This window comes from Protofrankia sp. CiP1_Cm_nod3, assembly GCF_982290655.1.
This window is the reverse complement of the sequence record NZ_CEVIVD010000120.1, coordinates 10,339-11,245: the sequence shown is the minus strand read 5'-3', so window position 1 is coordinate 11,245 and position 907 is coordinate 10,339. Positions and strand designations below refer to the sequence as shown.

Annotated in this window: 1 protein-coding gene; it reads left to right on the top strand. The window is 65.8% G+C overall.

The genetic code is table 11. From position 1 onward, the window contains the following. The first annotated feature begins 295 nt into the window (after positions 1 to 295). On the top strand, positions 296 to 730 hold the full coding sequence (locus AC5LUJ_RS18810) for a PLD nuclease N-terminal domain-containing protein (protein WP_493465389.1): 435 nt from the start codon (positions 296 to 298) through the stop codon (positions 728 to 730). Positions 731 to 907: the final 177 nt, after the last annotated feature.

Below are 907 nucleotides of genomic sequence, written 5' to 3'. Positions count from 1 at the left end.
GCCATCGAAAGGAGCACACTGGGAGCGTTGTCGTTGCGCGGCGGTCGTCCTGGCGTCACCGATCCGACCGGACGGGCGGATGGTTCCCACGGGCATCAGCCGTTCCAATGGACATCGGCTGTTTGGGCACCAACGGGCGTCCATGGTCACCTATGGGCATCGGAACCGCTCCAGAGAGCACTGGCTGTACCGTCGGATGACGATGGATATGGGTCCACACGCGATCAGGACTCCGGGTCGTGACAGATGGTCATGACGGTCGGAGTGAAGACTGGAGAGGATCAACGGTGCGGTGGTGGGGTTCGTACTGACGCTGGCAATCTTCGGCTTCTGGATTTTCACGCTCATTGACGCGATCATGGCCCCGTCAGCCGCCGTGCGCACACTTCCCAAGATCGCCTGGATTGCCATCATCGTTTTCTTCTACGCCATCGGCGGCGTGGCCTGGCTCGTTGTCGGCCGCCCCCGTCGTGACGACTACGCCGACGACGGTATCGAGCCCATGGATCATCCAACATGGGAAGGCCGGGGCCGCTGGGCCGGGGCCGACGGCTTCGGCCGAGGCAGCCGGGATGGCGCCGAGGACGGGCCGTCGAATCTCCGGTGGCCGTCGTGGCCACGCCGTAGTCCCGCGCCACAGCCGGTCGCGCCCGACGACAACCCGGAGTTCCTGCGGGAACTGTCCGAACGTATCCGCCGCGGGGACGGCGACGGCACCCCCCGGAGCTGACCACAACACCGACCCATACGGCAACGCGACGCGGTACCACGTTGACAGTCCGCGGCGTCACGTTGACATCTAGTCAGCGTGACCCCGTTGGCGGCAGTCAGCGTCATCCTGCCGGCAACGCCGGCCAGCGGGTATCCAGTGCGGTTCTGCCTGGGCGTCAACCAACGACACCCAGGC